The sequence below is a fragment of the Massilistercora timonensis genome, assembly GCF_048354975.1.
Classification (GTDB): Bacteria; Bacillota; Clostridia; order Lachnospirales; family Lachnospiraceae; genus Massilistercora; species Massilistercora timonensis.
In genome coordinates this window covers 1-3,838 of record NZ_DBGCJQ010000068.1, presented here as the reverse complement: position 1 = coordinate 3,838, position 3,838 = coordinate 1, and the positions used below count along the sequence as shown (strand labels likewise).

The window sequence follows — 3,838 nt, the reverse complement described above, 5'->3', positions numbered from 1 at the left end:
GCCTGCCATGGACATGGTGATAATGGGACGGTCCGCATATTCCGTTGCCATCTCTTCTGTGGCGGCAAGCAAGGTAAGCACGTCTTTTTTATTCTGAGGCATAACTGCGATCTTAGGGATGTCCGCGCCCAGATTCTGCATTTTGCGAAGTCTGGATACCAGTTCTTCTTTGGACGGAGTTTTATCAAAATCATGGTTGGAGACCACTACTTTCACGCTGCAGGCATGGGCGGTATCGATCACCTTTTTCACCGCTTCATCTCCGGTAAAAGCCTCGATGTCTACCAGATCCACCAGACCGGTCTTTGCGATCCACTGGTTTAACGCCACATAAACCTCGGTATCGATAGCCTTTTCTCCGCCTTCTTTAGCGGTGCGGAAGGTAAAGAGAATGGGAGTTTCTCCCAGGGCTTCCCGCAGCATTTTTGCCGTCTTTTCCACTTCCTGGAAGTCAAAAACGTCCTGATACCAGTCTGCCCGCCATTCCACAACATCAGTTCCCATGGAAGCAATGGTCCGGGCAGCGGAAAGGATTTCCTCTCTGGTGCTCCCTACGATGGGAACACAGACCTTGGGGATCCCTGCGCCGATTTCAACATTCCTTACTTTCACTGTATTCATAATTGATTCCCTCTTCTTTCTTGTTATCTCGCATTTTTTACAGTGTATCATATCAAAGATCAACAAACAATGCACATGCTATACTGCTCCGCCTAAAGAAGAAGAGCTGCCGCGTTTGTGACGCAGCAGCTCTTCTTTTCTTTCTCTCTTCCTTTTTCCTCAGAACTAGCCGATGTATCCGGCCTTCTTAAGCTCTTCCTCCGCCTTCTCAAGGTTGGCGTCAGATACCCGGATGATAGGTCCGGTACAGCCCATTCCGCTCTCTGCGTAAATGCCGATCTTCCACAGGCATTTCACCGCATCGTCCAGATCCATAACTTCGATTCCAGGGATCTGGGAAGTTACGATCTCCTTGGGAGGCTCCTTTACATCCTCTTCTGCTGCCGCCGGCTTGGAAGCCGCCTTCACAGAATCCAGGATCTCCTGGAACCCTGCCTTCTTCGCAGCCGCAAACTCTGCCCTGGCCACCTCGAAGACCTTGCCTCTTACCAGCTGCGCCGCATAGCGGATCGCATTGGCGATCACCGGAGCGCCGGAGGCTCTGGATACGATCATGACAAGCTGCTCATAGCCTTCCCCGATGCCCGGGCCATAGCCGAAGCCGGTAGCCTCATAGCTTCCGCCGGTGTTGGCGGAAGAAAGCATCTTCACCAGGATGTTTCCGGTCAGGGAATCTGTCACCATAATGTCCGGTGACGCCTGGAGCACATCGTTTCCTCTCATCACGCATCCGCCGTCTGCACGGCTGGACTCTGCAAATGTAATATCATAGCCCTGCTCCTGAAGCTGTTTTAACGCCTTCTCTGTCTGACGGGCGCCGTCCACGTTCAGGATCCCCACTGTGGGATGAGCGTTTCCGCAGGCTTTCGCCGCGATCACACCATAGACCGCATTCTTGATCATTCCCTCGATCCGGTCTGTGCTGGAAGTTCCGGTGGTGTTGGCAATATACATTTCCTTGCCGTATCCCGGAGTCACACAGCGTCCTACGGTAGATACGCCGATGGGGAACGGGAAATGCATGGTAACTGCCGCGTCGATCTCCTTGTTCTTGAGCATCTCTTCCATCTTATCGTGGCCTTCCTCATCGTTGGCCACTTTCACGGTTGTCACGCCCTCTGCCTCCAGGGTTCCGATGTAGTACACATCGATCCCGTCTCTGGCGGCCGCGATAGCACCTGCCATCGAATTCTCTTCTCCGTGCTCGCTTCCCATTCCGGTGATGGCAATCTTAGGCTTCTTCCCAAAACTTCCGGTCTCCAGACCTTCCGCCATCTGAAGGAATGTTTCCGCGATCATTTTTTCAATCTTATCTGCCATCGTCACCACCCCTTACTCTGCCATCAGGGTCGCAGCAAAATCTTTCATAGCTTTCGCGATCAGTCCCTTTACTTCTTCCTCGGATACGCCGGCTGCCGCTTCTTCCTCTGCAGCGGTATTGCCGTGGATCACGAAGGATACACCGTCGAACAGGTTGGTCATACGTCCAAGGAACAGACTTCCCTTTCCGATGATCATCGCGTTCTTGATCTTACCTTCTTTGATATCCTCGCAGGCAAATCCCACGTAAGGTACGCCAGACGGGATATGTCCCTGTGTGGGAGCCCATCCGGTCAGGCCACGCTCTTTGGTGAAGTTGGCCAGTTCTTTCCGGTCTAACTCTCCACGCTTTACAGCCAGGGCCGCGATCATCTTGTAGTTTGCCAGCGGAACATCTCCTGCTCCGGCCGGTTTGGTGATATCCGGATTCTGCATCTCCGGAGAATATTTGTCGATGTCGGTAAGCTTCATTCCAACTCTGTCAAGCGGGTCAGCTACCAGGCTTCCGATTACGTTCTGCGGAGCGGAACCAGTACCAACGCTGTGGCGTCCCAGCATGCCAAGATCGATCTCAGGGCTTACGCCGTCGTTCTCGGAAATGATCACACAGAAGCCGCCCAGGCAGTCCTCCAGGATGGGAAGACCTTTCTTGATGTGATCCTTGCCGTTCATACCAAGTTTCGCGGTACATCCGCCTGCTGTAACGGCAACGGTCTTGTAAGCGCCGGATTTTACCAGCGCAGCCGCCTCGATAAGCGCATGGGTAGGAGCCGCGCAGAATCCTCTTGCGTCGGATCCGCTGGCGCTTACCAGGCCTGCAACCTCTGCTGCAGCCTTGGCAAAGTTGCCGCCGCCTCTCTGGTTCATATCGCCGCAGGCTTCCTCTGCACAGTCGATAACGTACTCAACATCCGCTTTGTCGATCCCTGCGTTGCGCACGCCGTAGAGAAGGGCCAGCACGCTGGAGGCCTTGCTCATCAGGTTCTCATGCATAACGTGGGAAGACAGGTTTACATCAATATCATGAGCCGGTTTTACACAGCCCACCAGTTTGTTTTCAAAATACAGAGGCTCTGCATGGTCGTCTTTGATCAGCGCCTCAATCTCAGCAAGCTCGTATCCCTCTTCGATCCGCTCTACGATATCGTCGGAGATGATGGGGTTCTTCGCGAACTGATCTTTATATTTCGCTACAAATTCCTTGTCCAGTTTTACAACCTCGAACATGTCGCTGGCCTGTACCAGGAACAGGAACTCTTCCTCCGGCATGATCTCGCCGTATTTGCCGTAGCGCTCAGCTCCCTCTTTCTTCTTGTCGTACCAGGGGAACTCTACCTCCGCCAGCTCATCCGGGTGTACGTTGCCGATGTAGGTCTGATTCGGCCAGTAAGCCACTACATCCTCGTAGGAACGCAGATGCTGCGGAACTTCTTTCAGATATTCAGAATCCGGGTTTACGATCCTCTCTGTAGTCTGGGTCGTCCCGTTGTATAAAACCATATCAGGAGTATGTACTAATACATAGCTTGCTCCTTTAATTACACTGTTCATTGGTTATCCACCTTTCTTCAACTCATTCAATCCCGGGCGGCATTCCGCCCCGTTTCACAAGAAAGAGGGCATTGCCCCAGTGGGGTACACATGGGATAACGCCCCTCTTTTTGCAGTCTGATTACAGCTGGTCTCTGATCGCCTGCATCTCGGATACGATGTCGTCAACGTCCAGAACCATCTCCATCATACCAACCTGCTCGTCATAAACGTCCTGATCAAACTCCTCTTTGATCTCCGGCTCGCATACATGATATACCGTGAGTCCAAGCTGGACCCCAGTCAATGGACCTGCGAAAGTAGGATCGCCAAGCGTTACGGTCTCAGCTGCAAGACCTGCAGCCTC

General features: G+C 52.9%; 3 protein-coding genes and 1 pseudogene. All 4 read right to left on the bottom strand.

The window, feature by feature from the left end; genetic code table 11:
• The coding region (gene aroD / locus ACML7B_RS06185; protein WP_418539926.1) for a type I 3-dehydroquinate dehydratase at nt 1-621 on the bottom strand (621 nt) is incomplete at its 3' end.
• A 165-nt stretch (nt 622-786) separates the two neighbouring features.
• On the bottom strand, nt 787-1,941 hold the full coding sequence (gene grdD / locus ACML7B_RS06180; RefSeq protein ID WP_106788588.1) for a glycine/sarcosine/betaine reductase complex component C subunit alpha: 1,155 nt from the start codon (nt 1,939-1,941) through the stop codon (nt 787-789).
• A 12-nt stretch (nt 1,942-1,953) separates the two neighbouring features.
• On the bottom strand, nt 1,954-3,492 hold the full coding sequence (gene grdC, locus ACML7B_RS06175) for a glycine/sarcosine/betaine reductase complex component C subunit beta (protein ID WP_418539925.1): 1,539 nt from the start codon (nt 3,490-3,492) through the stop codon (nt 1,954-1,956).
• Between the two features lie 121 nt (nt 3,493-3,613).
• Nucleotides 3,614-3,838: pseudogene (locus ACML7B_RS06170) on the bottom strand (glycine/sarcosine/betaine reductase complex selenoprotein A); the annotation flags it as partial.